This window comes from Sphingobium sp. (assembly GCF_033795625.1).
Taxonomy (GTDB): Bacteria; Pseudomonadota; Alphaproteobacteria; order Sphingomonadales; family Sphingomonadaceae; genus Sphingobium.
This window is the reverse complement of the sequence record NZ_JARYGI010000004.1, coordinates 133,092-158,363: the sequence shown is the minus strand read 5'-3', so window position 1 is coordinate 158,363 and position 25,272 is coordinate 133,092. Positions and strand designations below refer to the sequence as shown.

38 protein-coding genes are annotated in these 25,272 nt (G+C 63.1%); 13 read left to right on the top strand and 25 right to left on the bottom strand.

Going from position 1 to position 25,272, the window contains the following annotated elements:
- Window positions 1-20 precede the first annotated feature (20 nt).
- The 14 genes from QHC67_RS03650 to QHC67_RS03585 all read right to left on the bottom strand — a co-directional run bounded on the left by QHC67_RS03650 (window position 21) and on the right by QHC67_RS03585 (window position 7,439).
- Window positions 21-434: a phage portal protein gene (locus QHC67_RS03650; RefSeq protein ID WP_319291106.1), complete on the bottom strand. Its 414-nt coding sequence runs from the start codon at window positions 432-434 to the stop codon at window positions 21-23.
- Window positions 431-2,200, bottom strand: coding sequence for a terminase large subunit (locus QHC67_RS03645; protein WP_319291103.1), 1,770 nt, complete (start codon window positions 2,198-2,200; stop codon window positions 431-433). The genes QHC67_RS03650 and QHC67_RS03645 overlap by 4 nt, the downstream gene beginning before the upstream one ends.
- Before the next feature lie 4 nt (window positions 2,201-2,204).
- Window positions 2,205-2,561, bottom strand: a complete 357-nt coding sequence (locus tag QHC67_RS03640; protein WP_319291100.1) for a P27 family phage terminase small subunit — start codon at window positions 2,559-2,561, stop codon at window positions 2,205-2,207.
- A 277-nt stretch (window positions 2,562-2,838) separates the two neighbouring features.
- The gene (locus tag QHC67_RS03635) at window positions 2,839-3,171 is read right to left on the bottom strand and encodes an HNH endonuclease signature motif containing protein (protein ID WP_319291098.1); all 333 of its coding nucleotides are present in this window, start codon (window positions 3,169-3,171) and stop codon (window positions 2,839-2,841) included.
- Window positions 3,171-3,593 (bottom strand): DUF1190 domain-containing protein, encoded by a 423-nt coding sequence (locus QHC67_RS03630; RefSeq protein ID WP_319291095.1) that lies wholly within the window; start codon window positions 3,591-3,593, stop codon window positions 3,171-3,173. Before QHC67_RS03630 ends, QHC67_RS03635 begins: the two co-directional genes overlap by 1 nt.
- A 25-nt stretch (window positions 3,594-3,618) precedes the next feature.
- A complete protein-coding gene (locus QHC67_RS03625; protein ID WP_319291092.1) occupies window positions 3,619-4,188 on the bottom strand; it encodes a host-nuclease inhibitor Gam family protein in 570 nt (189 codons plus the stop codon).
- On the bottom strand, window positions 4,188-4,361 hold the full coding sequence (locus QHC67_RS03620) for a hypothetical protein (RefSeq protein WP_319291089.1): 174 nt from the start codon (window positions 4,359-4,361) through the stop codon (window positions 4,188-4,190). Before QHC67_RS03620 ends, QHC67_RS03625 begins: the two co-directional genes overlap by 1 nt.
- A gap of 12 nt (window positions 4,362-4,373) precedes the next feature.
- Complete coding sequence (locus tag QHC67_RS03615; RefSeq protein ID WP_319291087.1) at window positions 4,374-4,607, bottom strand: hypothetical protein; 234 nt, start codon at window positions 4,605-4,607, stop codon at window positions 4,374-4,376.
- Between the two features lie 152 nt (window positions 4,608-4,759).
- Window positions 4,760-5,002 carry a BrnA antitoxin family protein gene (locus QHC67_RS03610; protein WP_319291085.1) on the bottom strand — a complete coding sequence of 81 codons (243 nt, stop codon included), beginning with the start codon at window positions 5,000-5,002 and terminating at the stop codon, window positions 4,760-4,762.
- Entirely contained in the window at window positions 4,986-5,261 is a 276-nt protein-coding gene (locus QHC67_RS03605; RefSeq protein ID WP_319291083.1) for a BrnT family toxin, read from the bottom strand. The genes QHC67_RS03610 and QHC67_RS03605 overlap by 17 nt, the downstream gene beginning before the upstream one ends.
- A 76-nt stretch (window positions 5,262-5,337) precedes the next feature.
- Window positions 5,338-6,024 carry a hypothetical protein gene (locus QHC67_RS03600; RefSeq protein ID WP_319291080.1) on the bottom strand — a complete coding sequence of 229 codons (687 nt, stop codon included), beginning with the start codon at window positions 6,022-6,024 and terminating at the stop codon, window positions 5,338-5,340.
- Complete coding sequence (locus QHC67_RS03595) at window positions 5,993-6,433, bottom strand: hypothetical protein (RefSeq protein WP_319291077.1); 441 nt, start codon at window positions 6,431-6,433, stop codon at window positions 5,993-5,995. The genes QHC67_RS03600 and QHC67_RS03595 overlap by 32 nt, the downstream gene beginning before the upstream one ends.
- A 162-nt stretch (window positions 6,434-6,595) precedes the next feature.
- Window positions 6,596-7,093 (bottom strand): hypothetical protein, encoded by a 498-nt coding sequence (locus QHC67_RS03590; RefSeq protein ID WP_319291075.1) that lies wholly within the window; start codon window positions 7,091-7,093, stop codon window positions 6,596-6,598.
- Window positions 7,094-7,154: 61 nt separating this feature from the next.
- On the bottom strand, window positions 7,155-7,439 hold the full coding sequence (locus QHC67_RS03585) for a hypothetical protein (protein ID WP_319291073.1): 285 nt from the start codon (window positions 7,437-7,439) through the stop codon (window positions 7,155-7,157).
- Between the two features lie 140 nt (window positions 7,440-7,579).
- Here QHC67_RS03585 and QHC67_RS19175 point away from each other — a divergent pair, with 140 nt between their 5' ends.
- The 13 genes from QHC67_RS19175 (at window position 7,580) to QHC67_RS03525 (ending at window position 16,391) form a co-directional block, all read left to right on the top strand.
- Window positions 7,580-7,855, top strand: coding sequence for a DNA-binding protein (locus QHC67_RS19175; protein WP_413818481.1), 276 nt, complete (start codon window positions 7,580-7,582; stop codon window positions 7,853-7,855).
- Between the two features lie 298 nt (window positions 7,856-8,153).
- Window positions 8,154-8,582: a hypothetical protein gene (locus tag QHC67_RS03580; RefSeq protein WP_319291071.1), complete on the top strand. Its 429-nt coding sequence runs from the start codon at window positions 8,154-8,156 to the stop codon at window positions 8,580-8,582.
- Between the two features lie 104 nt (window positions 8,583-8,686).
- Complete coding sequence (locus QHC67_RS03575) at window positions 8,687-9,064, top strand: XRE family transcriptional regulator (RefSeq protein ID WP_319291068.1); 378 nt, start codon at window positions 8,687-8,689, stop codon at window positions 9,062-9,064.
- A complete protein-coding gene (locus QHC67_RS03570) occupies window positions 9,061-9,225 on the top strand; it encodes a hypothetical protein (protein ID WP_319291066.1) in 165 nt (54 codons plus the stop codon). Before QHC67_RS03575 ends, QHC67_RS03570 begins: the two co-directional genes overlap by 4 nt.
- Window positions 9,222-9,464, top strand: a complete 243-nt coding sequence (locus tag QHC67_RS03565) for a DUF2312 domain-containing protein (RefSeq protein ID WP_319291064.1) — start codon at window positions 9,222-9,224, stop codon at window positions 9,462-9,464. The genes QHC67_RS03570 and QHC67_RS03565 overlap by 4 nt, the downstream gene beginning before the upstream one ends.
- A complete protein-coding gene (locus QHC67_RS03560; protein WP_319291062.1) occupies window positions 9,464-9,796 on the top strand; it encodes a hypothetical protein in 333 nt (110 codons plus the stop codon). Before QHC67_RS03565 ends, QHC67_RS03560 begins: the two co-directional genes overlap by 1 nt.
- The gene (locus QHC67_RS03555; RefSeq protein ID WP_319291060.1) at window positions 9,789-10,064 is read left to right on the top strand and encodes a hypothetical protein; all 276 of its coding nucleotides are present in this window, start codon (window positions 9,789-9,791) and stop codon (window positions 10,062-10,064) included. The genes QHC67_RS03560 and QHC67_RS03555 overlap by 8 nt, the downstream gene beginning before the upstream one ends.
- A gap of 105 nt (window positions 10,065-10,169) precedes the next feature.
- Window positions 10,170-12,281, top strand: coding sequence for a ParB/RepB/Spo0J family partition protein (locus QHC67_RS03550; RefSeq protein ID WP_319291058.1), 2,112 nt, complete (start codon window positions 10,170-10,172; stop codon window positions 12,279-12,281).
- Window positions 12,278-12,595, top strand: coding sequence for a hypothetical protein (locus QHC67_RS03545; RefSeq protein WP_319291056.1), 318 nt, complete (start codon window positions 12,278-12,280; stop codon window positions 12,593-12,595). Before QHC67_RS03550 ends, QHC67_RS03545 begins: the two co-directional genes overlap by 4 nt.
- Entirely contained in the window at window positions 12,592-12,966 is a 375-nt protein-coding gene (locus tag QHC67_RS03540; protein ID WP_319291053.1) for a hypothetical protein, read from the top strand. Before QHC67_RS03545 ends, QHC67_RS03540 begins: the two co-directional genes overlap by 4 nt.
- Entirely contained in the window at window positions 12,963-14,627 is a 1,665-nt protein-coding gene (locus tag QHC67_RS03535) for a hypothetical protein (protein WP_319291051.1), read from the top strand. Before QHC67_RS03540 ends, QHC67_RS03535 begins: the two co-directional genes overlap by 4 nt.
- Before the next feature lie 82 nt (window positions 14,628-14,709).
- Complete coding sequence (locus tag QHC67_RS03530) at window positions 14,710-14,886, top strand: hypothetical protein (RefSeq protein WP_319291048.1); 177 nt, start codon at window positions 14,710-14,712, stop codon at window positions 14,884-14,886.
- Complete coding sequence (locus tag QHC67_RS03525; protein ID WP_319291045.1) at window positions 14,817-16,391, top strand: recombinase family protein; 1,575 nt, start codon at window positions 14,817-14,819, stop codon at window positions 16,389-16,391. The genes QHC67_RS03530 and QHC67_RS03525 overlap by 70 nt, the downstream gene beginning before the upstream one ends.
- Window positions 16,392-16,403: 12 nt before the next feature.
- On the opposite strand, the gene QHC67_RS03520 is transcribed toward QHC67_RS03525, so the two are convergent.
- The 11 genes from QHC67_RS03520 to gspE are packed head-to-tail and all read right to left on the bottom strand — an operon-like array spanning window position 16,404 to window position 25,241.
- Window positions 16,404-17,168 carry an A24 family peptidase gene (locus QHC67_RS03520; protein ID WP_319291043.1) on the bottom strand — a complete coding sequence of 255 codons (765 nt, stop codon included), beginning with the start codon at window positions 17,166-17,168 and terminating at the stop codon, window positions 16,404-16,406.
- A complete protein-coding gene (gspN, locus tag QHC67_RS03515; protein WP_319291040.1) occupies window positions 17,165-17,887 on the bottom strand; it encodes a type II secretion system protein N in 723 nt (240 codons plus the stop codon). The genes QHC67_RS03520 and gspN overlap by 4 nt, the downstream gene beginning before the upstream one ends.
- Window positions 17,884-18,363: a type II secretion system protein M gene (locus tag QHC67_RS03510; RefSeq protein ID WP_319291038.1), complete on the bottom strand. Its 480-nt coding sequence runs from the start codon at window positions 18,361-18,363 to the stop codon at window positions 17,884-17,886. Before QHC67_RS03510 ends, gspN begins: the two co-directional genes overlap by 4 nt.
- On the bottom strand, window positions 18,360-19,478 hold the full coding sequence (gene gspL, locus QHC67_RS03505) for a type II secretion system protein GspL (protein WP_319291035.1): 1,119 nt from the start codon (window positions 19,476-19,478) through the stop codon (window positions 18,360-18,362). Before gspL ends, QHC67_RS03510 begins: the two co-directional genes overlap by 4 nt.
- Complete coding sequence (gene gspK / locus QHC67_RS03500) at window positions 19,475-20,464, bottom strand: type II secretion system minor pseudopilin GspK (RefSeq protein ID WP_319291032.1); 990 nt, start codon at window positions 20,462-20,464, stop codon at window positions 19,475-19,477. Before gspK ends, gspL begins: the two co-directional genes overlap by 4 nt.
- A complete protein-coding gene (gene gspJ, locus QHC67_RS03495) occupies window positions 20,457-21,092 on the bottom strand; it encodes a type II secretion system minor pseudopilin GspJ (protein ID WP_319291030.1) in 636 nt (211 codons plus the stop codon). Before gspJ ends, gspK begins: the two co-directional genes overlap by 8 nt.
- Window positions 21,089-21,457: a type II secretion system minor pseudopilin GspI gene (gene gspI / locus QHC67_RS03490; protein WP_319291027.1), complete on the bottom strand. Its 369-nt coding sequence runs from the start codon at window positions 21,455-21,457 to the stop codon at window positions 21,089-21,091. The genes gspJ and gspI overlap by 4 nt, the downstream gene beginning before the upstream one ends.
- Window positions 21,450-21,896: a GspH/FimT family pseudopilin gene (locus tag QHC67_RS03485; protein WP_319291024.1), complete on the bottom strand. Its 447-nt coding sequence runs from the start codon at window positions 21,894-21,896 to the stop codon at window positions 21,450-21,452. Before QHC67_RS03485 ends, gspI begins: the two co-directional genes overlap by 8 nt.
- 19 nt (window positions 21,897-21,915) lie before the next feature.
- A complete protein-coding gene (gspG, locus tag QHC67_RS03480) occupies window positions 21,916-22,425 on the bottom strand; it encodes a type II secretion system major pseudopilin GspG (protein WP_319291021.1) in 510 nt (169 codons plus the stop codon).
- 4 nt (window positions 22,426-22,429) lie between these two features.
- Entirely contained in the window at window positions 22,430-23,650 is a 1,221-nt protein-coding gene (gene gspF / locus QHC67_RS03475) for a type II secretion system inner membrane protein GspF (protein ID WP_319291018.1), read from the bottom strand.
- Complete coding sequence (gene gspE, locus QHC67_RS03470; protein ID WP_319291016.1) at window positions 23,643-25,241, bottom strand: type II secretion system ATPase GspE; 1,599 nt, start codon at window positions 25,239-25,241, stop codon at window positions 23,643-23,645. The genes gspF and gspE overlap by 8 nt, the downstream gene beginning before the upstream one ends.
- Window positions 25,242-25,272 lie beyond the last annotated feature (31 nt).

Here is a 25,272-nt window from a genome sequence, read left to right as displayed (position 1 = left end):
ACATTCATATCTGGGCGGCATCAGCCCACTCGCGTTCGAAGCCAAGGTGGCATAATGAGATAGGTGACCGGCACAAAACCGTTACAAGTCCACCACATGTATTTGCGCCAGTCGTAGGAGCTCCATTCCGGATTCGGCGCTTCATTCAGCAGCATCTGGAGATCGCCGCCCGAGCGCTTCATTTCACCGTCGGCGTTGCGGAAGGCGTGGATAGGCAGGGATGCGAGGGTGCGCGACAGGAAGCCGACAGCATCGAACACCGCTGGCACCTCGAGCGCGGTCTCGATCGTGACGACAGGCAGATCCTTGTTCCCGCTCATCACGCCGAGCAGCTGCAGGAGCTCGTCGCTATTGGAGCTCAACGGGATCGCAGGATTTTCCAGCGAGCGGTGCTCGGCGCTACCGTCACGCGAGAATTCAAAAGCGATCCTCAACTCGGCACCATGCTGTAATTGGGATCATCCCAGGGCGATTCAGGCACTTCTTCCTTCTCCTCGCCCATGTGGACACCGATCGCGCTCATCAGCGCGACCGGGTTGTCGATTTTGAGATGCGCCTGCCCATCAGGTTTGTTGGGGTAGACGTTGTCCTTTTTGTCGGGTGCGCCGACGACATTCGATATTTCCCATTCCATGACGGGATCCCCGCCATGAATGATCAGCCGCGCCCGCATGGTCGCGTCCAGCTGCTTCATCGGCTCGCTGAAATTCAGGACTGTCGGCCGATATTCGATAACTGGGACGCCCTTTTTGGCGAGGCGCGTCGACAGCTGCGTCGCCTGGAAAGGGTCGTAAGGCACGAACTCGACCTGGAAGCGCTCTACGGCCTCCTCGATCGCGGCTTCGATCTCGTCATAGTCGACTATGTTACCGCTGGTGACATCCAACAGATCCTGCGCGTCCCATCCTTGGTACGCGGGCACCTCTGCAACCGTATCCGCTGGCAGGAAGTAGCGGCCGATCCGGATGTAAGGATCCTCCTTCGTTGCCACCTCGCCGATCGGCAGGAACAAATATTCCAGTGCCGCGATGTCGACCTTCGACGCCAGATCGAGCCCAAGGATGACGCGGCGTCCGAGCAGCCATGGCAGCGCTAGCGCTTCGCGGGCGTTCGCCGGGATCTCCGGGTCGGCGCACTTACGCCAAGCCTCAACATCGAAATAGGCGGCTTTTGCCGACACCCAGAGGTTGAGGTGCTTTGTCTTGAAAACGCCGGCTTTGCGAGGCGTCGCTATCGCGTCGCGTTGCCGCGCACGGAGAAAATCCATCGACACCGATACATCGGCATTCGGATTTGCCTTCCGCAGCGCGACTTCTGACTTCCAGTCGTCGGCATCGTCGATCGAATATTCGACGAATAGCGTTTCGTCGTCGAGCGGCGGCCCACCATTGTGGCCGATGCCCGCGAGCTTTTTCCGTTCCTCCTGGATCAGCGCGTAACAGGGGCCAGCCAGATTATCGCCGGCCGTCGTGATGAGCAGCTGCATGGGCTGGTCGCGGGCGCCCATCCCGGTGACCATCGTATCGACCTGGCCGTCGTCGGCATGCTCATGATATTCGTCGTGGATAGAGCAACTGGGCGACTGCCCGTCCCCGGGATCCCCGACGATCGTCTCGAACTTCGATCCGTCCTGGATGCGACTGATCGTCTTCGCGGTGAGCTCTATTCCAAACCGACGCTTCAGCGCCGGCGTGCGATCCACCATCAGCCGGGCAGGCTTGAAGACCTCCCATGCTTGCTTCTCGTTCGTCGCACCGGAGTATACTTCAGCGCCGAACTCATTATCGGCGCACAGCATGTACAGGCCGAGACCGGCGGCAATGGCCGATTTGCCGTTTTTCCGCGGCACCACCAGGAACAGCCGACGAAACCGTCGAAATCCCTTACGCGAACCGCTCTTGTGCAGCCAGCCGTAGCCGACGCAGATGATCCAAACCTGCCAAGGCTGCAGCACCAGGCGCTCTTTGCTACGCGCCCATTTGCCCTTGGAGTGGGGCAGCTTCTCAATGAACCGGCACGGACGCGCCGCCGCGTCGACGTCGAATTCATAGGGAAACTTTGCTGTCCGGCTCTTGCTGAGCTTCAGCTCATCCAGGAACCTGCGGCATTGCAGCCGGATTTGTAAGCCGGCCGGGATCTTGCCGGCGCAAACATCGGCCGCATATTTCCGCGCAATGCCTGCATAATCTCGGCCGTCCACGGCATCAGAAATCGTCGAAGTCGCCAGCTTCCTGTTTATGGCCGGTGGCAATCTTCAGGGCGGCAGACGGGTTCAACATCAGATCGCCCAACAGGGATTGGGCATGCCGCAATGCATTGTCGAGCATAGCTACCTCCGGTCTAGCCCGAACCATTCGCCCGCCAGTGGCGGTGAATGTTTCATAGGTGTCGCCCTCGTCGTCGAGGACGGCCTGAAAGCGGGCTACCTGCTCGAGCCGTAGCGCCAGAAGGCCAACGTGCTCCGCATAATGTGGGCTGGAGCGCTTTTGCTCTTCAAGGATGCCAGCGACGGTGGCGAAGTGACCACGCGCAATTTCCGACAAATGCAGCGGAGCAATCATCGGCCCTAGAGGCACATCCTCATTCACCTTCGCGTCGCGATCTGCTCGATAGGAGCCGGTAACGACCTTCAATTCGGGTGCTTTTCGCTTTCTGCCGGCACCCGGCCGAGATCCACCACTCGCCATCCGGACCCCACCTTTTTACCTTTTGAATTTGCCCGCGCAGAAATTTCCCCACCGAAGCGGTCCTGAGCCGGCATATCGGTCCAAAATGACCCTCCCCCTCCCCTTCGACGCGCCGATCGGCACTCCCGAGGGGGCAAAAGGGTCGATTTCGTCACTCGCTCCGCGCCCGCCAGCGCGCCCGCGCCGACTCCTTCGACGTCTTCGCCTTGCTGTGCTGGCCGCACAGGCCCTGGTAGTTCCACCTCTCGTTGGGCCCACCTTCAGCCTTGGGCTTGATGTGGTCCGCGATCTCCGTCCTGCGCGGTGGCACCACGCCCTTCAGGATGCACTCCCGACAGTAGGGCTCCTCAATGAGCACCTGCTTGCGCAGGCCGTCGTGCACGGCATCATAGCCGCGCGCCTGCCTGCTCTTGCCCTTGGAGGTGAGCCAGGGCTCGGGTGCCTTCCAGCCGCGCGGCCGGAACCGCGGCGGCTGCGTTGGCATCAGCGTCTGGACGAGCGGAAGGAGCTGGAGCTCGACCGATAGCTGCTAGGCCGATAGGTTGATCGCGATACGGTGGTAGTCGACGTGCTCTGTCCGAAAGGACTGCGCCTGGTCGTGGTGGTCACGGTGCGCTGACGTACATAGTCACGGCTCGCGGCATAGCTGGCAATCGGTCGGCGATAGCCGCGGTAGTGCGGATCCTGCACGATGACGGTCTGTCGCTGCCCGCCATTCAATGCGCTGGAGAGCATATAGCCTGCCATGCCGTAGAGCAGATAGTCGTTCACGTCGCCGCCTGCAGCGGCCACCTTCACGCATTCGGCCGGGTTGCTTGCCCTCGCGCACTGGTCCTGCACCGACTGGCAGGCACCAAGCATCGAGGAGCAGGCCAGCAGGCCGAGCATCAGGTAGTAACGGAACATCGAAGTCTCCTTCAGGAAGGGCGTGTCACGCCGAGAGGGTGCCGCCCTGAGCAACCCGCTCCACGAAGAAGTCTTCCGTCTGCTTGGCACCGAAGCCCAGGTCGTGGAGCACGCGTACAGGCTTGGTCTCGGCGTCCCCTGGTGTCGCCGCCAAAGCCTCGGCTTCGGCATCCAGCTTCTTCAGGATGGCGGGCTTGTCCAAGGTCGTAGTGATGCGCAGCAGCTCGGGGAGCTTCGCCTTCAGCAGCGCTATCACCGCCTCCTTGTCCTTGCCGTGCTCGAACATGACCTTGGGCGGATTGGTGCGATTGCCGATCAGGCAACCGCCAAGCTCGATCGATTTGCGTTTGCCGCCGGTCAGAGCATCGACGGATGCTGCCCACCATGGTTCCAGCTGCTTCTGGATGTCCTTAAGCTCGGCAACGATCGGCACTACCGCGGCGTCGGCCGTGGCATTGATGGTCGCGAGGCCGGCCGTGCGCTCCTCCTCGATGACGGCAAACGCCGCATCAAGCTCGGCAAAGCGGTTCAGCAGCACCGTCGCGGCCTGGAGCGTCTGCGGCGCACGCTGCGCCGGCGACTTGCGGCGCGCCATTATCGTGTTTGCCGTGGAGGAGCATAGTCAAGCTGCTGCTTGATGATCGGGTTCTCGCGACCGCTGGTCAATTCGCACCATGCTGCCTGCAGCCATCGCTTGCTGACTCGCACCTGATCATCGCCGCTGCCGGCCATGACTTTGGAAAGCTCGTCCAAGTTGATCAGCGCCATCGATATCTCCGTTCAGTACCAGGCGCTGCTCTTGCCGTCTGGAACGATGTCCATGCGGAGAGGCTTTGCCTGCGGTGCTTGCTCGCCACGAAATGCGGCCACGATCTTCGCGGCGATCCCCTGCGCCTGCTCTTCCAGATCATCGAATTGGCGAGCATTGCGGACGCCAAGGCGTGCGCTGCAGATCACTTGATCCAGATCATCGCTCGCGCGCTCCAGCTGATCGGCGATGGACGGTTTGGCCAAGGCGGATCTCCCAAAAAGGGAAAACCCCGCCTCCACGGGGGAGAGGCGGGGTCTTCGGGGGACAGACGCAATTATTGCGGGGTCGAATTGGCACGTTAGGTGGCCATTTCGCCAGTCTCGAATTTGTACCGGGTCCGGAAACCCGAAGGAAATCAGGCGGCGTCGAGCAGCTTTTTACGCAGGATGCTGTTCACACGTCCCTGCCAGCCTGTGCCGCTCGCCCGCAATGCCTCGACCACGTCGGCATCCAGCCGGATCGAGACTAGCTCCTTGATGGGCGCCTTCTGCGCCCCTCGCAGTCGCCGCCGCTCCTCGCGCTCCGCCAATCCCTGTTCCAGGGCCGCGACACTGACGTCGAAATCTTCCGGGTCATTAGGATCAGCCGGAATTGCCACGGTAGTATCTTTGTTCACCGTCATTGCTCTTCCTCACGGATATGAAGCGGGTCGCCGCTTCGCGTTGCACGTAAACAGCCGTCCAAAGGCGGCCGCTGACTTCGCCAATCACCTTGAAGCGATCCTCGCCGTCTATCGGGCGGCTCGAGGATACGATCACATGGTCGACGTCGCCGAACACCTCGGCACCGAAGGAAAGCGATACGCCATGCTTTTCGCGGTTGGCGGCGTCCTTGTTGGTGTCGTATTCGATGTCCATGCAGATTGTATATACAATCTGAGCGCATAACGCAATAGCAAATTGTATATACAGGGAGGAAATCGCAGGAGGCGAGCTACAGGATCCCGGCCTGCGCAGCCAGCAAGGTCGCGGGATCGATCTCCTTCCGCGCCTCTGCATGATATCGCGGCCACATATCCAGCGCCTCGACCAGCATCGCCTTCGCTTTGCGGACGTGCATCCGATATTGCTTCGCCACCACGGTCACGCCGCTGTCGCCGACGATCATGTCCAGCACAGGCGCTGCGCATCCGCGCAGCTGTGCGCGCCAGCGCGTATAGGCCACTTCCGCTCGCACCGCGCCCAGCGCTTCCCAGAAGGCGTCGCCGTGCCGTGACATGTCGACGCCCGCTTCCAGTCGCGCCGTGCGCACGGCGACGTCCGCGCCGATCCGGACGGCGACGATCGCGATCTCGGCGCTGGACGCCAGCTGATCGTCATCGATCGCGCCGGACTGGTGCAAACGAGCCAGTGCGCCGACGCGCGTGGCATGGGCATGCGTGGCGGGCGTGCCGTTGTTCTTGTGCCCCCATTGGCGCATAGCCTTGACGCGCTCGATGCGAAGCAGGCGCTCGGCCGCGGCCTTCTCGGGATGGCGCTTTGCCCAGGCGTCCCTATTACGGAGCGCGGTCGCTGCCTGATCCTTGGCCCGCTGCTTGGCGACGGCGCTTTGCCGGACCTGCTTCGGCTTTGTTGACCAGCTGGCGGTCTTACTCGCCGGTTCCGCGCCTCTTTGCCCCATCTATGCTTGCCCCATTCCCGCGATCAGAGTTCTCGATGGAGGGGATATGATCCAGTTCGGGGGGCAGCGGCAGACTCGTATTTGTTCCCTCTGGCAGGTCGAGCATCGCGATCAGCTGAAAGCGGCCGAGATTGACCGTCCAGCCCTCGTCGACCAGCACGCGTATGGCTTCCTCACGGACGCTGATCGGCCGGATGCCGCGGTGCTGACCAGGCGTGCGATGAATGCGCCCTTCCTTGTGCAGCTGACGCACCGCGGCATGGGCGCGGGTGCGGCCGCAACTGACCGCCGCGGAAATCTCGCCCAGGCTGGGGCCCACGCCATGTGCCAGATAATATTGCTGGATGAAGGCAAGCACCTGCAGCTTCCGGCTCACCATGATTGGCGACAGGCGTACGAGCTCGTTCATATAAAGATGGGTTGCCTCCCGAAGGAGGAACATAAGGGGAAACCCTAAAGAAAGCTAGCTATGCTCCTGAGATCAGGACGCGTGTGGAAGAAATCTCACGAGTAGGCCGGCATTAAAGGTCAGCGGCGTGATCCATGCCCTGCCCTCTTCAACGAGCGGCATTTACGCGCTCCCGATGATCATCATGAAAATGAACAGCGCGAAGACGCACAGGCCGATGATTATGGCGGGATTGTTATTGTCCCGCAGCGGCTCCTGGGCGTCCTGGTGGACGTGACCGATTCCTGTCTGCGCGGGAACCATTGGCTCCGCGGCCATAGGCGTACGATCCGTACCGCAATAGCGACATTTCGTCGCGGCGCGCTTGATGGTCTCCGCGCAGACATCACAAGTGGCATCGTCGGACAGTTTAATGCCGGCCAAGCCGCTGGCCTTCAGGCTCTTCCAGGACGTGAAGCTGACGCCGCTATTATATTCGACCTCTGTAATTGCATTTGCGCCGACCTTTGCAGCCAGTGCGCGTAGTCGGCCATTTGCCTCCTCAATCGTGGGCGCAGGCATCAATGCGTTGGAGGCCTCGCATTTCACCTCCAGCCGGCGAATGGGAGTGAAGCCAAAGTCCGGCTTACCCGCGAATATCTCGATCTCTTCAACTTTCATGCCGTCACCCCCCGATGTGAGGGGCTAGCTGTCACAGGTGGCGCTTTGTTGCAATCGGTTGTTACATGACATCGCCGGGGGTGCCCGCAGGACCTGCATGGGTGGTGGATACCATGCACTGCAGAACCGCCAGAACGGCGGACCTCGCCTCATGGCTGGCTGCTTTGAACAGGTCGACAACCCGGCTTTCGTCTGGGCCAAGCGCGTCGGCAATACGCTGCCCTGTGACGATCCAGTACCAGTCCGCCCCTGCTGCGCCGATTCGCAGAAGATACTCGACCGAAGGCATCGTGCCGCCCTCATATCGGTTCTGTGTATTAAGGCTGACGTTTCCTAAAGCAGCCATTTCGGATTGCTTCAGGCCCAGCAAACGTCTGCTTTCACGCAGTCGCGCTGTCCAATCACCAAAATCGGTGTTCAAGTCTTGACGAATCACCACTATTGGTGCACCAATGTCCCCGGTTACAACAATTTGGCACATTGCACATGTCGGGGGTCGGAGTCACACCTGCAGATAGTCTTAGATCCCGCGCTCATGCCGTGCGGGAGCGGTTCGCTGCGTCCGGCACCAACATCAGCGAGTGGGCCCGCGTACGCGGCTTCTCGATCAGCCTCGTGCAATCCGTTCTTGCAGGCGACCGGCCATGCCGGCGCGGAGAGTCTCACCGCATCGCAGTGGCACTTGGCATCAAGGAAAACGTTGCCCCTCCGGGTACAGACGCTCCTTCTGATAACGATCGCCTCGAAGGCGTCCGCGCATGATCGCGCCACTCTGTCCCCCTGCCCTGATCCTGCGGCACGCTGCTATCCGCGCAACGGCGGCCCGTCTCCGTCAATCGGTGCGAGATTTTGTCGCGATTGTCATACTTGTTCCCCACGGTGCGCGTGGGAGCACCGGCGCCAGTAACCCCCTCTGCACGCTGGCGCCGGTTCACCTTCTAGGGCGCGCCGGCCGTCCTGGCTCTCTCGACGCCTGGCCGGGCGCAGGAGCTATCCGCAGCGCGACCTGCGGTGCCGGCGAATGACGAAGCCGCGCGCGCCCGGAAGCATTGATGACGCCATGGCGCGCATAGCTGGCCAGATCCCTGGTGGCTGGAAAGCAATGGCGGAACTGGTTGGAAAGACTGCGCGCACCGTCCGCAGATGGGGCGACGATGACTCCGACGAAGAAATCAATCTCAAGGCGGCTATCGACCTTGACATTGCGTACCAGGTCCACGGCGGCAAAGGCCGTCCGCTTTACGACGCTTATGGTCTCCTGGTTAAAGTGGCTGTGGCCAACAGCTTCCCGGATCAGTTCGAGTTGCTCCGCCAAACCGGCGAAATTGCGCACGAAGCGGGAGAGGCTCAAGCTGCGCTGATTAGGCTCGCCCTACCTGACGCCGACGATGGCGATCGTCTTGAGGCCCATCGCGAAGTGCTGGAGCTGCATCAAAAGATCGAAGGCGTCTTGCCGATGCTAGTACGCATGCCGCGCGCGCCGCCCTGATCGGCTGCGCAACCCCCGCGCCTTTCAGCCCCTGCCTAATTCGCGCCAACCCGCCGCAATGATGCGTCGCCGGGAAGGCTTTTCTGCTGCCCGGAGATATCGGAATGATGAGCCCAGGTACCTACCTCGCCCGGCGACGCGTCGCAGCCGGCATGTCGATCGACGATGTCGCCGCCAGCATATCGACTGCCCCCCGCCTGGGTGAGATCGATCGTCGCGCGTGGGTAGAACGTCTAGAGCAGGACATCGCGGCGATCAGCCCCGATGTAATACATACGTTATCCTGCGTAGTGCCATTCGATAGCTTGGTGCTGAGCCAGCTCGTTGACTTCAGGAGCTACGGCCCACCCGTCGAGCCGCCGCGCATCTGCATGACATGCGGCTGTAGCGCACTCGACGCCTGCGAACCGCTTTGCTCCTGGGCCGGCCCCGATGTCTGCTCCGCCTGCGCGCCGCTCGAATTGACGGAGGTAGCGGCATGATGCTGGATGATCGCAACCGCCGGCGCACGACGCCCATGTCCCCGCCTAAATACTACAGCCCCGAGACCGACCCGGTCGGAACGCTGGTCGGCATCGGATTGGGCAGCGCCCTCGTCGGCATCCTCTGGGTGGCCAAAGAAATAATCGGGGCCTGGTCGTGAGCGAAGGCAACGTCGCGGCCGACCAACTGCGCCTCCTGATCGAGCGTATCGAGCGGCTCGAGGAAGAGAAGAAGGGCCTCGCCGATGACATCAAGGATGTCTACGGCGAGGGGAAAGCCACTGGCTTCGACGTCAAGACGATGCGCGCGATCATCCGCCTGCGCAAGATGGAGAACCACGTCCGCCAGGAATCCGAAGCGCTCCTCGAGACGTACAAAGCCGCGCTGGGGATCGAGTAATGGCTTTCATGAAAGTCGTCGAGGCGTCGGAGCCTGAGCGCCGTGCGTTTCCGCCGATGCCACCCCCATTACTCATTTCCTGCGATGGCAAGGGGTGGTTCCCCGATCCGTTCATGCCATGTGCTTTTCGCCTGACGACCATTTGCGCGGGCCTAGCCATGGGCTGGGCTGAAGCACCTGAGCTGGGCGGCGCCGTCCTGAACTTCGTCGGCGGCAATGAGAACAATCCAACGGACGAAGCCGTCGCCGTGACGCTGACGCGCGAAGGCTTGCGCAACCTGATCCGGGACTTGGTGTCGATCGACGCGCAGCTGGAGCAGGACCATGGGTGAACGTTATCCCGACCATGTTCCACGCGCGCTTGCCGAGGTGCTCGGCCAGCCCCCGCACGAGCTTTGCGTCATATACCTGGCATTGCGCCAGGTCGGCGTCGAGGTGCCGGAACGCTACGAAGGTGAAGTTGCCGCAGCGCTGCATTTCCTGATCCCCTTTGCGATCAGCCATCCTGAGAATTGGCGAGCCGCCGCCGCTGACGAACTGCTGCGGCTTCGCGATGGTGGCACCTTCAAACCGGCTAAGTTGGCTCTCGCCACGTCATGAAAGCGAACCCCATCGTACGCCCGGCCAGGCTGACGGCCGGCAGACCGATCCCGCGTCGCCAGGGGGCTGGCGGCGCGGGCGCCCTCCATCAGCCGGAGAACGTCCATGTCCTTTAGAACGATGACGATCGGCGAGCTATGTGTTTCGCCCTATAATGTTCGCCAGAACCGCGCCGACGCCAACTCCATTCAGGGCATGGCGGAATCGCTCCTCGCAAGAGGACAGCTTTACCCGCTGGTGGTGCACCCGATGCCCGCCGCCAAGGGACAGCCGACGATCTACGGAGCGTTTGCCGGCGGCCGCCGGTACCGCGCCTTCAAGCTGCTGATAGAGCAGGGTCGCATCCCCGCCGATCATCCCATCGAGGTCATCGTCCGCGAGGGCATGAGCGAGGCGCAGCTGGTCGAAATGTCGCTGGCGGAAAACCTCGTCCGCGTAGAGCTGCGCCCTTACGAAGTCTTTGCCGCCGTGTATCGCGCCCATGAGCGCGGCCGCACGATCCAGGAGATCGCGGAAACCAATGGGCAGACGGTCCCGACCGTCCAGCGCTGGGCCCGCCTGGGCAATCTGGAACCGATCGTTTTCAATGCGCTCGAAGACGGGCTGATCGATCAGGCGCAGGCAAAAGCCTTCGCCGCGACCGAAGATCATGCCCTGCAGCGTCACGTGTACGAGCAGCTGCAGCGCCTGCCCGGTTCCGCCTTCGCGCGTAGTCCCGAAGTCATCCGTCGGATGCTGAAGGTTGGCGACGGCGAACAACGCAAGCTGCTGCGTTTCATTGGCGAGCAAACCTATCGAGACGCCGGCGGACGCTACGAGCTGGATCTGTTCGCGGAGGATAGCGAGGAGCGCGGCCGCGTCGTCGACGATGGCGTCCTCGTCCAGCTTGCCGAGGCGAAGCTGGAAGCGATGCGGCAGCAGCTGCGCCGCCAATCCGGTCGCGATCTTCGCTTCGCGACCGAGTACCCGGCCGACCGTGAGTTCGGCGGCGTGGCGAAGGATCTCGAGATCTCGCCACAGCTGAAGCCGCGATCGGACGCCGACGGTCGCCGCATGGAGGATCTCCGCGAAAGGATGGCCGAGCTTGAGGCGAAGGCCGAAAAGCTGCTGGAAGATCCGGACACCCCCGCGCGCGTCGCCGCGATCGCGACCATCGATGCCGACTATGAGCCGATGGAGGAAGAACTCGCCGCCCTAGAAGCCCGCCAGCACCTGATCCTACCGGATGGCGATATATTCGGCACCCTCATCGTCGAACCGGACGGCGAACTCGAGATACGCTGGTGGTGGGCCAGCAGAAAGACGAAGCGCGCAGCTGAAGGCCGCAAGGCACCCTCCCGCGCAGCCTCTGCGGGGCCGATCCCTAAAGTCGACGCTCGCGCAGCAGAACAGGCCCTGCGTCCCGGCCCGGTGCAGGGCGGCAAGGCGATCGACAGCACCTATCACTTCCTGGAACGGCAAAGGGCCGATGCCGCAATCAAGCTGGATCATGGCCTCACGCAGGACGGCATCCAGGCGATGCGCTCGGTACGGCGGCAGATGCTGCGCGCGGCGCTATTGTTCAACGCCGACGAGAACGGGACGCTCGCCAACGATTACCTGATCTGGAGCATGGCGCGCCGCGAGTTGCGGGGCGGCATGGCGCACGAGCTCGGCTGCAGCGCCCTGGTTCACGACCGGGAGAACGTGCCGGGCGTCGCGGCCGCTACTCTGCTCGGCCAGACCGAGGCGAACGCCGCGTGGAAACGTGCAGTCGAAACGGTGCGCGAGCACGCATCGATGAAGGAAGAGGATCTCGTTTCCGCCTTCAGGCAGTACAAGGCCGCAGGCGCATATTTCCGAAACACCGTCGCCGCGGTCGTCGCCGGCTTGTCGCTGGTTCGCTCCGCGAACGCGGACGGCTACCGCGTCCCGCTCCACGATCTACTGGCCGAACAGACAGGCTACGCAAGCGACGCAAAGCTTCGGGAACTGGTTGAGCCTACCGAAGACATGGTCGAGTTGCTGCCGAGAGCGCAGCGTCTGGCTTATGCGCAGCCCTTCGTAGACGCCGCCTCCTTCCGCACGTGGGACAAGCTAAAGGTCGTGGAGTTGGTCGCGCCCGTCGCCCGCGCCCTGAAGCGCGCCAAGGCATGGGTCCACCCGATGCTCCGCTTCGATCCCCCGACGAGCAAAGCCAGAAAGCCAGAAAGCCAGAACGAGGAGGCAAGCGCGTGAACTTCACTGACTTCGTGGTCATCATGATGCTGCTCTCCGTACGCCGATCCAGGGAGGATTGGCAGCCAGGCGATCTGGCGATCTGCATTTCCGAGGATTGGCCGAGCGATCCAGGCAACAATCCGAAGATAAATGATCTTCTGCGCGTCACCGATATCTGTTGGGAGGGCCGCTTCCTTCATTTCAGCGAGAAGCCCAGCAGCCAGCACTGGCCTGCCATCAACTTCCGAAAAGTGAAGCCCGACACCAGCGCGGCCGACGACGCCGCGTGGGTGCAGCTCCTGGAGCGATTCCGCGGGAAGGTCGATGCATGACGACGCTCGTAACCGGCGCTGACATCGTGGCCGCAATTGAGCAGGGCGCGAAGGAGCGAGGCGTCTCGGTTCATTGGCTGGCCCGGCGCCTGTCCTCGGATCCTCGCAAATGGCTGAGCCAGGTCGCGATCGCGCAGCGGCCTACGCCATTGACGATTGCCCGGGTCGAAGCCTTGCTTGCGGATGAGCCGCTGCCACGCGCCGTTGCCAACAATTTCCAGTTAGCGCGGGAAGAGAGAGCCGCCCGCCACACCGTAGCAGCGTCGCTACCGCTACCGGACGACTTCCAACCGCTCGATCGCGAGCCCTGCCCGCGATGTGCTGTGCGAGGGGACATCGGCTGTAGCCACAGAGGGGCGGTTCGCCCGTGAACAGCCACCCCATCACTCTTGAAATGCTAGAGGAGGGGCACCTGCTCCTCCTCGGCACCACGCGCGCTGGCAAGACCTATCAGCAGCGCGGGTTCCTCGAGCGCTTACGCCGCGCCGATCGGCGCGTCGGCGCTGTCGACAAGCTCGGCAACCATTGGGGGCTTACGCTCTCTGCAGACGGCCAGAACCCCGGCCTCGACTTCATCATCTTCGGTGGCAAGCGGGCGCATATTCCTATGTCCCCTGCGGACGGCGACAAACTCGGCCGTTTGTTTGTCACCAGGAACATACCGGCGATATTCGACGTCAGCCAGTGGAAGTCTCACGAGCAGCTGGAATGGGTGGAGGCATTCGCCGACGCCGTGTTCCTGCACAATGTCGGCGCATTGCACCTCGGCCTGGACGAGGCGCAGTCATGGGTGCCGCAGGGCGGCGGCGGCGGCGCGTTCAGGTCGGTGCTGCGCCTGGCCGAGCAGGGCCTCGGCAATGGCATCCGCCTTATGATGGCGGCTCAGCGCCTGAGCCGCATCGACAAGTCGGCGGCCGGCATGGCGTCGGTGGTAATCGCCATGCGCCAGACCGGCACGGCCGACCGAAAAGCAATGCGCGACCAACTGGCCGCTAACGCCGGCGACATCGCGCGCATCGAGGGCGAACTCGCAGGATTGCCGACCGGCACCGGCTTTGTCTGGGATCCGCTGAAGGCGACGCTCGAGCGGCATGCCTTTCCGGAGAACGCAACCTTCGACAGCTCGCGTACGCCGCGCCATGGCGACGCGCCGCCGGCGCCGATCGCGGTGTCGAGCGCTCTGGTCGATGAACTGCGCCAGGCGCTCGCGCCTGTATCTGCAGACCTGCCCGACGATACGATTCCTGACGATCCAAAGGCGGCGCGCGAAAAGGGTAGCCTCGTTGGAACGATGATCGTCGAGCGTGACCGACGGATTGCGGCGCTGGAGGCGCAGTTGGCCGAAGCGACTGCAGAGCTCGAGCACCTGCGGGGCATCGATTCGGAATGCGACCGCTACTCAGCAGGGCTCGCCGCAATCGAAGAGATGGTCGATGCGATCCGCAACGGCAGACCGCTGAGCGTCGACAGCGGAACAGGTAACGCGTCCGAGACCGCCCCGCTTCGCCTCCCCCTCGCCGAAGCGGAAGCGCAGGGGGCGGCGCCACCAGCGACGGGTGCCGCCCCCGAACGCGAATATCGGTCCCTTGGCGTTCTAGCGTCGATCTATCCCGCGGGCCTGACCGAAGCCGCCTGGGCAGCACGCGCTGGCCGATCGCGGAGAGGCGGGGCATGGATCCGGCAGCGCAAGCGATATTGCGACGCCAATCTCATTGAGCAGAGCGATCGTTGCTGGTTTGCGACGGAGGCTGGCGTCGTCGCTGCGGGCGCTGACGTACCCGAGCTACCGAGACCGGGGCGCGCCTTGGTGGAATGGTGGGCGAACCGCATTGGCGCCGCCGGCCGACTTCTCCCGTTAATTTTCGCGCATCAGGGAATGTCCCGCGCCCAGCTCGCCCACGCCGCATCGATGTCCGCCAAGGGCGGCGCATTCATTCGGTACGTAACGGAGCTGAAGCGCGCCGAGTTGATCGAAGAACGCGCGCACCAGCTCTTCGTCTCGTCCGCTCTGCTCGGAGGGCCTGCGCAGTAATGGACCGCCCGAGAACGACTGAACTGCCACTTGTCGGCCCGGTGTTGCGCGGTGCCGTCCACACGAACAGCAGGAGTAAGCAATGGCTAAACACGAAAGGCTCGACCCAGCTTTGGCAAAGATCGTGGAGGCGCTCGCCGACATCATGGTCGACCGCGACATCGCCCAGGCGCGCGGGAGCCTGAGCCGATGCGAACAATTTTGTACGCCCGCTACTCCAGCGACCTTCAGAACCCCCGATCCACGGCAGATCAACTAGCCATTCTGCACGAGCGGGCCGAGCGTGATGCGTGGCCCGTCGTCGATATCTTCAGCGACGATGAGATAAGCGGTCGTGCCGGCATAGGGGAGCTGCAGAGGCCGGGCCTTAATGCCATGCTGGCCCGGATCGAGCGCGGCGATATCGACCAGGTGCTCGCCGAAGCGACGGACCGGATCGCGCGGCACGCCGGCGACGCGCATGCGGTGCGGGAGCATCTTGAATATCATGGTGCGCGGCTGTTCACGCTTGCCGATGGCGTTGTCGACGACATCACCGGCGCCATCAAGGGCCTGATGGATGCTAGGTTCCTGAAGGACTTGGCGGACCGCGTGCGGCGTGGGCAGCGTTCGCAGCATAGCCGCGGCTTGAACGCCGGCGGGCGGGCATACGGCTACCGGGTCGTGAAGCCGATTGACGCCGATGGAGAGATCATCCGCGGCATCCTTGAGATCGACGAAGAGCAAGCCAACATCGTTCGCCGCATCTTCGCCGAGGTGCTCGCCGGCGTCTCCGCCTACGCGATCGTCAAGCGGTTGAACGAGGAAGGCGTGCCGGGCCCCTCGGGAAGCAAATGGCGCGTCACGGCGCTGCATGGCGATCGCGTCCGCGCAAACGGCATCCTGCGAAACAACCTCTACCGAGGCGTGATGATCTACAACCGCACCAAGCGGGTGTATCATCATAAGACACGCCGCCGCGTCGTGAGGCCCAATCCGCCGAGCGAATGGCGATCGGTCGATGTCCCCCATTTGCGGATCGTCAGCGATTCAGATTGGGAAGCCGTCGAACGACGCTACGCCGCTTTCGATGGCGTGATTGCATCAAGGCAGCGCAAACCCAAGCGGCTCCTGTCGGGTCTTGGCAAGTGCGGCATCTGCTCGGGCAACTGGATCGTGGTCAGCACCGAAAAGTGGGGCTGCTCCAACTGCAAGAGCCGTTTGGGCTGCACCAACACCAGGACGATCTCGACGCGTGAATTTGAGCGCCGCGTCTTGGGCCAGCTCAAGGCCACAATGCTCGACACGAACGCGGTCGCGCATTTCATCGAACATTACAACGCCGGCATGGCGCGGCGTCTCGCGGAGGCGTCCTCCACCAGGCAGCCGCTGGAAGCGAAGCTAGCCAAGGCGCGAGCACGCGTCGGCCGACTTATCGACGCGATCGCGGAAGGCGCTGGCGAATTCGCGGAGGTCAAGGATCGGCTGCGCGACGCGCGCCATGAGCTGCAAGCTCTGGAACTGCAGCTGGACGGTTTAGCGACCGGCCAGCTGATCGAAGCATCGCCGGATCTCGGTGATCGATACCGCGCCTACGTGAATGAGCTCGACGTCGCTTTGGCAGACGACGGCCCCGCGCGTGCGCAGGCGATCGCCGCGATCCGCTCACTGATCGACACCTTGATCCTGATCCCAAAGGGAAACGGCCGGGGTGTGGATATCCGCCTGGAGGGCCGCATGGCCCAAATCATCAACCTAGCAGGTCAGATACGGAACGGCTCTTAAAGTATGTGCCGGTCAGCCGGCACCATGATTCATCAAGATCAGCATCAACAGCCATCCCGGAACGGCAGCAATGCACAGGAACGTGCCGAGCGGAATTTGGGTTTTCGCATCCAACTTCGCGCCTCGCACGAAACCGATGCCTACGACCAGCAACGCCGATAGGCTCGCGATCAGCAGCACGAACGGCAGCGCCTGCCACCCTAGCCAAGCGCCGATCGCGCCCAGCAATTTGGCATCGCCCAATCCCAGTCCCTCGCGGCCGCGCCACGCGCGATAGGCCAAGGACACGACCAGTAAAGTGCCGTAGCCACCTGCGGCGCCTATTGCGCGATCCAGCAGCGAAACATCGGTGGTCCACATGCCCAATGTCATTCCGAGGAAGATAAGCGGCAGGGTCAGTGCATCGGGCAGCCAGAAATGCCGCCAGTCCAAAATCGCCAACGTCAACAAACCCCAGCCCAGCACGGCCCATCCGGCGCCTTCCAGTCCTGACGCCTGCCCTAATGCGATCCCGCCAATGACTGCGCAGGCAAGTTCCACCGAGAAATGAAGGCCATAGATCCTGCCGCTGCAGTGCGCACAACGTCCGCGCCGAGCCAGGAAACTCGCCAAGGGGACAAGGTCGAGGGGACCGAGAACCGTTCCGCAATGATCGCAGACGGACCGGCCGGAGGCCACCGACCGGCCCTCCGGCCACCGCAGGATCAATGTCGCGAGAAAGCTGCCGATGATTGCGCCCGCGACTGCACCGAGCCCCGCCGTAATCGCCGGCGTCACAGTGTGCCGTCGATCCTCAGAGTGTAGCCATTCCCGGCCCGGCGAAACCCGACTGGGTCTAAGCCCTGTCCGAGCGCAGGATCGCTGCTCTGCACAAGCATTTCAGTGGTGTAACGACCATTTGCCATGATGCGCAGATTGAACTTTTCGAGGCCGGACTGGCTAACAAGAGGCAAGAGAACGGCCTCGCCGTCGCAGCGGACCTCGCCCGTCAGTCCCTGACTGAGGTTGAGGCCCGGCAATTCGCCACCGATATAGACTCTCACGCGCCCTTCGGCGTGTCCGCACGCGCCGTTCGCGAAATAGGCGCTGACGTCACTGAACTGGATAGCATTTATGGGCAAGGGCGCGAAAATCGGACCCAGAGGGATATTGCCGGTCACATCGTCTATGCCCATGCGGTTGACCCCCGCCGTCACCGCGCCCTCGATATCGTCCGGTGCACCGGCTTTCCTCCAGATGTCCAGACGCGCGCGGCCTACCAGCAATTGCACGGGCGAGAGCCCGACGCTGACGGTACCGACAGGCAGATTGCCGATGTTCAATTGCGCAGCTTTGCCGAACCAGACGCTTCCCTGAACCGACCGCGCACTCACGCCGATCCGATCTAGGCCGAATGCGCCCAGCGCCAGCCGAAGCGGCAGAAACGCGATCAGGCCGAGGAGCAGCGCCAGCAGCAGGCCAAGCTTGGCCCGTCGAGAAAGAGCGAGGCCCATCACTGCCCTGCCCTTTTCAGGACTGCGCGTATGGAGATGGTTCCAGCGGCAGGTGCAGGCTGCACCGTGAGCGTGTCGACGATGACGCCTTGCGCTTCCAGTTTGGCCAGCCATCCAAACAGCGCCGTTGGTCGGGCGGATGCAATGGCAATTTCAACCCGCCCTTCGCCCTGCGCTTGCGTCCGCTCCAGCGTGAAGCCTTCCTCGCCTGCGCTCTGCCCGACGGACTGGTCCAGCGGCCCCGCGGTGGGCCTTGAGGCTTGCGCGGGCATGGCCTGCAAAACCTTCACCTTTGCCCGGATGGCGACATTGCGATCCAGCGCTTCTGCTTGTCGCGTCCGCGCCGTCTCCAGCGCACCCTCGACAGGACGTGCAATGCCTAGCCAGACGATCACGATCGCCAGCAGCACGCCCATGATCGCTACCAACACGCGCTCGCGCGTACTCAGGCCGATCCACCATGTTCTAAAAGCACTCATGGCCGCACCGTTATGTCGGCGAGCACACGCCCGCTGGGATCTGCAGACGAGGTCGCGGTGATCGTGAAGCCTGACGCCTGCAGTGCGATAAGGACCACGTTGATGTCATCGGCTTTCGGCGCAGCCAGCGTAGCTTTCAACGTTCCGTCAGGTGCGCGGTCAAGCAACGTCAGGGCGACCGAGGGCGCGCTGCGCATTGCGGCCAATATCCCGGCCGTCGACCCGGAGAAACCATAAGCGCCGGTCCCTGCGACACGCAATTTGCTGTCCAGTTCCTGCTCGGCCATCACCGCGTCATTGGCGCTGGGAAGCACTTTCTGCGCAACTTCAACACTTTGGGCATCCAGCCGGCGCGCATCGGCATTCAGCTTCAATATCATGATGAGGGCAATCACCAGGCTCACCAGTGCGATGAAACCACACCACATCGCGATACGCGCGAGTTGACGCGTGTCGAGAGTGGTGCGCGTCCGCTTGGCGAAGTCGCCTTGCCGCAGATTGATTGCCGGCGCATCCAAGGCAGCGACCAGTGCCTGGGCCACTGCCGCGTCCGGAAGGTCGACGACGTTGTCGCTATCGATGAGAATAGGCGCAATGGCATCGGCGGCAGCCAGCGCAAGGTCGCCGCCGCGGAGGACAGCCTCCGTTCCCAGCACGGCCCTCACAATCCCCTCTGCAGGGGCAGGCAGGACCAGCGCCGAGGGAATGATGATGTCGGGATCAATCCCGTGATGCTGTGCCCAAAGCAACCAGTGCTGTATGTCGGCCCGCGAAACCACCGCGACGAGATGAGCGGCGGCGGGGTCATCCTGTTGATCAGTGACGGCGAGCATCGTGTCGCTCTGGCCGATACTGGCATCCAGCGCGGCGAGGCGGGCCGCCGCCCTGCCCTGCCGCACTGGCAGATCCGGAAGGGAGATCCAGTGCAACGTGGTTGCCTCGACTGGCACGACCAGCATCACGGTGTCGTCCGCAGACCATTCCCGCAATCCGCAGGCGGGGAGCCAATCGGTGCCCGTGCCGCGCTGGACGATGTCACCGTCGATCACTCGCAACCATGTCGGCGCGCTATCGCCTGCCGCAAGGATCACGATGAGAGCATCACGGGCGCTCATATATTCTCACCCCAATGCCGATAGATTAGCTTTGCAGGCGCGGCTTGTGCGTCGATCAACGCCGTCTCGCTCATGCCGATGCCCCCCACTTCCACATTGATGTCCACGCGAAACCAGCGGCTCGTCAGCTTGGTCTGCGTGCCGACCTCGCCCGGAGGCGTAAACCCCGCCCGCTGAGGCGCCGCCCAGAAGTCATTGAGGCTCCCATAGCCATCTGCCGGACGTTGCGCCAGCCATTGCCGCGCCTGCTCCACGCTCGCCTGCCCCGGAAACAGCATGGCGAACAAAGGAGCCTGCTGAGGCAGCAGGGTGTTGACGTTGATCGGGGACAAATCGCTGACCGGCAGCGCGCATACCCAGGGCCGCAGCAGGCCGTAGATGGCGGGCGTGACGCCCTGAACGGCTCGCAGTTCGCTAGCGTCGGTCATCATGCGATTGGCGGTACGATAAGGCTGCGGCAACCGCAGATAGGCTTCATCCTCGCCCCCCCCGGGAAGTGGTATGCTATCGCTGTCGATCCAGTCGGCGAGCGAGGTGGCGATGAACTGTGCCTGGCGCGGATCGATCGCGAGCGCCTGCATCAACGCTTGGAATTGGCTGATCGCGATCGGCCGCATCGCAAGGTTGGACGATCCGGTGCCCGCCACGACGCTGTTGAGGTTGAAGCAGTTGCCGCTGTCCGTCACGCGCGCAGTGGCTGTTCCGCCAGGAACCGGCAATTGCTGCGGTGTGCCGAGCCAGCCTCCCGCGAGCGTGGTCTTGCCGGGCTGCGCCGCAACAAGATCCGCGATCCGCAGGCGCGCTATAGTTTCGGCTGCCTCCGCATAGGCGCGAGCTTGCGCCTGAACGCCGGCATTGCCGGTGAGACGCGTCGCCAACGTCACGCGCTCAAGCGCGGACGCAGCAACTACGGCCATCACCGCGACCAGCAGCAGGACGGTCAGCAGCGCGGCTCCGCGTTCACTGGGACGCCGCGGATCAGCCACCGGCTGCTCCTGTCGAGGCGGCTTGAGGCTCTGGTCCCGGGCCAACGCCGAAAATCAGGGTCAGCGGGGGATTGCCACTGCGGGCCATGATCATCTCGACCGCCCTTGGGAGGAGGTCGGGTTGCTGTGGCGTCCAGACGTTCAGCCAATCGCCCTTCGCATCACGGAAGCGCCATGCCACGGATTGCACCCCCTCCAGCAAGGCCGCCGGTTCGGCTGCTGCCCCGCCATCGACGTGATCATAGGTGCGCCGCTCCAGTCTGCCCTGCCGCACCCAATATTCCACCTTTTGAAGGGAGGACCGAGGCGCGTCGCTGAAGTTGCTGCGGCCCGCTCGCACGAACTGGAGGGCGGGTGTGTTCTCCCCCTGCGGATTGGCGAAAAAGGCAGGCGCCAGAGTGCCGGTGTCCGTGCGGCTGATGCGCGATACGGCCTGACCGAGATCGGCTGACAGCGCGCCATCCATTCGCTCCAGCGTCGCCATGTCATCCAGCCGTACCTTGATAGCACCCTGCGCCGAGACACTGTTGCCCAGCAGCAGCACGCCCGCTCCCGCCAACATGGCGAAAATGGTGAGCGCGACAAGAAGCTCGATCAGCGTAAAGCCATTGCGTGGCGCCGCTATCATGGGATGGCTCGCACGAATGTCAGCATGGCTGGCGCGGGGCTTTTCTCGCCCTCTACCCGCACGTCCACGCGGATCAGGCGCGGATCATCCAGCTTGGTCGCCTCGCGGGTCCAGTGCCAACGCTGCCCGGCATTTTCCACGTCGCCTTCGGCCTCGCCGAGGCTTGGCGGCTCGGGATCGGTCTGCCAGCCTACCATCAGGTTTCTTGCGACAATTTGCGCCGAAACCTTGGTATCAAGATCGGCTGCCGTGCGGATGGTCACGCTTTGCAGGCGGATCAGGGCGAGCGCGGCAAGGCTGAACACCGCGAGCGCGACCAGCATCTCCAGCAATGTGAAGCCTGCCTGGCGATGCCTGTCAGCCATCGACGTTGACCTTGCCTGCCATGTCTACCCGGACCGTCACGGCCTCGCCTTCGCGAATGAGTTTCACGGCGAGCGGATCCTCGGGAAGCCCCGTGCTGTCGAAAGTCACCTGCGCACGGCCTGTGTCGCCCACAAGGGCAGTCGTGCCTTCGCGCCAGTTGGTGGTGATGAAGGGCTTGTCCTCCAACGGCACCCACTGCCCCTCCCGGCGCTGCTCAAAACCGTAACCGGAGGCGGAGACCCAGACGGAGAAGGGCTGCGCAAGGATCACGGCGTTGTCGCGCGCCGCAAGGGTTCGCGCAGCAAAGCGTTCCGCGTCGTCCATCACCCGTCCGCGCGGATCGGGTATCGCAAGGATGACAGCCGCAGAGGTCAGGCCGATGATCGCGATCACCACCATAAGCTCGACAAGCGTAAAGCCGTGTTCGGCGCAGCGCACCGAAGACTCGTGGCCAGCCTTATATCTCGCTGGAGTAGATGTCGGCATTGTCACCCTCGCCGCCCGGCTGGCCATCCGCGCCTAGCGAGTAGATGTCGAAGGGGCCGTTCTTGCCCGGCACAGTGTATTTATACCCGCGACCCCATGGATCCTCGGGCAGTTTCTTGATGTAGCCGCCACGTCGATAACGGCCCGGCTGCGCAAGCGTCGCTGGAGGAGAAAGAAGCGCCTGCAGACCCTCGGTAGCGCCGGGATAATTCAGGTTGTCGAGCCGATATTGATCAAGCGCCTGTTCGATCGTGGCAACGTCGGCCTTCGCCTTTTCGACGCGCGCCTTGTCGGTTGCCGGGATGACATTGATGGCAACGATCGTCGCCAGCAGGCCGATGATGACGATCACGACCAGCAGTTCGACCAACGTGAAGCCGTGCTCGGCGGAACGTCTGGCAGACCCGAAGCCGTGTTCGGCGGAACGCCTCGAGCAATCGAAGTTCTGTTCGACTTCGCGGCGAGTGAAAGGGGACTTCATGAACTTAAACACCTGTGAGGCTTTGCAATTGCAGGATGGGGAGGAGAATGGAGAGGATGATGACGGCAACGATGCCACCCATCAATATGATGATGATCGGCTCAAGCATCGCCAGCGCCGTGGAAGTAAAGCTGTCGAATTCGCGTTCGAGATAATCGGCCGCGCGTTCGAGCATGGTGTCGAGCCGCCCCGCCGCCTCACCGCTGGCGGTGAGGTACACCAGCAGCGGCGGAAAGACTCCGGCGCGGCGCAGGGCCGCGGAGAGGCTGCCGCCACCGCGAATGGCTTCGACGATGTCGTCGGACGCGCGGCGCAGAACCCGATTGTGGACCGTGTTGGCTGTCAGCGCGAGCCCTTCCATAAGCGGCAAGCGGCTGGCGATCATCGTGGACAAGGTACGAGCCATGCGCGCCGCATGAAGATCGCGGATCAGACGCCCGATCACCGGCAGACGCAGGAGCAAGCCATCGAAGCGGTAACGGATGGCAGGCTGGCGCAGCGCATACCACGCTCCTAAGCCTAGCATGAAACCTATGATCAGGAAGATATACCAGTAGCCCACCAGCATATTGGAAATGCCGATAATTATGCGGGTAAGCAACGGCAATTGCTGGCCGATGTTATCGAATTGCTCGACGATCTTGGGCACCACGAACATCATGAGTGCTATGACCACCGTTACGGCGAACACCGCAAGTACAGAGGGATAGGCCACCGCCGTTATCACCTTCGAGCGGATCGCCGCCTGGCGCTCCATCAGGTCGGCAAGGCGCTCCATGATCGTGGGAAGGCTGCCCGAACTTTCGCCTGCGGAAATCATCGCCCGATAGAGCGGCGGGAAACTGCGGGGATCGCCTCCCAGGGAGTCGGAAAGGCGGCGGCCCTCCATCACGCCCGCATGAACGCGGCCAATAACAGCGCGGACATGATCCTGCTCGCTCTGGCGGGAAATCGTGCGGAGCGATTCCTCCAGTGGGCTGACTTGCACCAGCGTTGAAAGCTGGCGCGTGAACAGTGTCAGTTCCTTGGGAGACAGCTTCTTGCCACGGCGCGCCAGCAAGGCGCGGCCCGCAGGTGCCGTCGCGGTGATCCCGGCGTCGACCTTGACCACGAACAGCTTGCGCGCGTCCAGCCGTGCCCTGGCATCGTCGATGCTGTCGGCGCGCATTTTGCCACGCTTTTCGCGTCCGGCTGTATCGATGGCAAGATAGTCGAAATCAGGCATCGGCAGGAATTACAGCGGCCGGTTCGGGCTCAACTTCGCGGCGCGAAATGCGGATAGCTTCCTCAGCCGTGGTCTGCCCGTCGCGGACCAGTGCGCGCGCAGCGGAGCCAAGGTTGGGCGCGTTCAGAAAGGCGTGGCGGGCAATCAGCGACTCGTCGCCGCCATCGTTGATGAGGCGGCGGATCGTATCGTCGATCCGGATCGCCTCGAACACACCGATGCGGCCCTTGAACCCGGTTTCGCTGCACTCCGGGCACCCTTTCGCCTTGTAGACGATGGTGCCAAGATCGAAGCCGAGCAGAGCCGACACCGACTTGTCGGCCTGCACCGGCTCCCGGCAATGCTGGCAAAGACGGCGGACGAGGCGCTGGGCAATGACGGCGCGCAAGGTCGACGCCAGCAGGAACGGCTCGACTCGCATGTCGCGCATCCGGGTGATGGCGCCGACTGCATCGTTGGTGTGGACGGTGGACAGGACGAGGTGACCCGTTAGCGACGCCTGCACCGCGATCTCGGCAGTCTCCCGGTCACGAATTTCGCCGACCATAACAACATCGGGATCCTGCCGCAGGATCGCGCGCAAGCCTGCCGCGAAGGTTAGGCCGACCTTCGGATTGACCTGCGTCTGCCCTACCCCGTCGATGGCGTATTCCACCGGGTCTTCGACCGTCAGGATATTGCGGCTGCCATCGTTCAATTGGCGCAGACCGCCATAGAGCGTGGTGGTCTTGCCCGACCCTGTCGGACCTGTGACCAGGATGATGCCATTGGGTTCCGCCAGGGCTTCGCGGAAGATGCGATCGGCATTGCCGGTCATGCCAAGCACATCGAGTGACAGTCCGGCATTTTCCTTGTCGAGGATACGCAGCACGACGCGCTCGCCCGCACGGCTGGGCAGGGTCGAGACACGCACGTCGAGCAGCTTGCCGCCTAGAGTCAGACCAATACGGCCATCCTGCGGCACGCGGCGTTCGGCGATATCGAGGCGGGCCATGACCTTGACGCGACTGACGACCACGGGAGCGACATGCGGGGGCATCCGCAGCGTTTCCCGCAATACGCCGTCTATGCGCATCCGCACCACAAGGCCGGTTTCATAGGGTTCGATGTGGATGTCCGACACGCCCTGTCGCGCGGCTTCGGCGATGATGCCGTTGATCAGGCGGATCGCCGGCGCATCATCCGCGCTGTCGAGCAAATCATCGGCTGTCGGGATGTCACCCGCTATCAGGTCGAGTTCGTCAGCACCCACTTCCATCGATCCGGCCATGGCGGCGGCGCTGCCGTCCATCGCGTAATGATCGGAAAGATGCCTGTCGAACTGCACCGGATCGACGAAACGAACGTCGAAGCTCTGCGCGAGATGACGACGCACTTCGAGCAGAATACGGGGATCGCCGCCCTCCCGGAATGCAACGGCCAGCCGCGTGCCTTCCTCTGCGCCCAACATGACCACGCCGAACTTGCGAGCGAAACCATAGGGGATGTCGATCAGACGCGGGGCGATGTGCGGAGAGATCGCCAGCGGATTTTCCGCAAGCGGCGGGACCGCATCCTGCTCCGTGAGATTGGTGCCACGATCGATCTTCATCGAGCACGCTCCTGAAAAGATGCCCGGCGAG